Source organism: Bifidobacterium sp. (assembly GCF_050874245.1).
GTDB lineage: Bacteria > Actinomycetota > Actinomycetes > Actinomycetales > Bifidobacteriaceae > Bifidobacterium.
Genome location: NZ_JBNMKH010000209.1, coordinates 1 through 1,145 on the forward strand (window position 1 = coordinate 1; position 1,145 = coordinate 1,145).

The following is a 1,145-nucleotide window of genomic DNA, read 5'->3' on the forward strand; positions in this document are numbered from 1 at the left end:
CGCGCCGGTCGGTTCATCGGCGAAGATGACTGCCGGCTGCGCGGCGAGCGCACGTGCGATGGCGATGCGCTGCATCTGGCCGCCGCTCATTTCGCCGGGACGTTGTTGCGCGAGCTGGCGCAATCCCAATCGTTCCAGCCATAGCATGGCCGTGTCGGTGGCCTGCTGGTAGCTTGCGCCGCCCAGCATCATCGGCAACGCGATGTTTTCGATGGCCGGCAGTTCCGGCAGCAGCTGTCCGGATTGGAAGACGAAACCGAAGGCGCTGCGGCGCAGTTTGGTGCGGTCAGCGTCGCTCAACCGCGCCAGGTTGGCACCGCGAAACATCACATTGCCGGCTGTCGGGGTGATGATGCCGGCGAGTGCGTGCAGTAACGTCGATTTGCCGGAACCGGACGGTCCCATGACCGCGATGCTTTCGCCTGCCTGGATGCCGAAATCCACGTGATTGAGCGCCAGCATGTGTGTGGCGTTCGGTGTAGCCTGTTGGGTCGAATCATCCATGACCAGATCGGTCGCGTGAAGTATGTGTTCCATGTTTCCTACGGTACGGAAACGGATTGGTCCCGGCCATCAGACGGCGGGATGAACTTACAGGTTTCCTTCCGGCATACATCATCCGCAAGGATTAGCGTAATCGCGGACTGCGGATGAGATGCCGTATGTCAGACGAGATGCCAGGAGAGGCGGTGCAGGTCGCTGGGCCCGAATTCAGCGATGGCGTCACGGTGTGCGGCCGAACCGTAACCCTTGTTGTGGGCCCATTCATAGGGTTCATATTGGGGTTGCGCTCCCAGTTCGACCATGAGCCGGTCTCGCGTGACTTTGGCGATGACGGCTGCGGTGGCGACGGTGGCGCAGTACCGGTCGCCTTTCACTTTGGTGGCGACGTCCGCTGGCACCGGCACGTCCGGCGCGTCGAAGGTGTTCAGCGCCTTGGTGATGTAGTCGTTCGGTCCGTCGAGGATCGCACCGACCTTCACCGGCTTGCCGTCAAGCATGCCATCGCCGTCGATGCCGAGTTTCTCTTCCGCTTGGCCGAGTGCGCGCAATGCGGCGATGCCAAGCGCGTAGGAGATGCCCCAATCGTCGATTTCCGTATTGCTGGCCGAGCCGACGGCCCATGACGCGCATCAGGATTTGAG

At 62.1% G+C, this 1,145-nt stretch carries 1 protein-coding gene and 1 pseudogene; both read right to left on the bottom strand.

Going from position 1 to position 1,145, the window contains the following annotated elements:
- Positions 1 to 504: ABC transporter ATP-binding protein (locus tag ACR0P8_RS09955; protein ID WP_432624885.1), on the bottom strand; the 504-nt coding region annotated here is incomplete at its 3' end.
- A gap of 161 nt (positions 505 to 665) precedes the next feature.
- A pseudogene (locus tag ACR0P8_RS09960) lies at positions 666 to 1,133 on the bottom strand (ribonuclease HII); the annotation flags it as partial.
- Between the last annotated feature and the right edge of the window lie 12 nt (positions 1,134 to 1,145).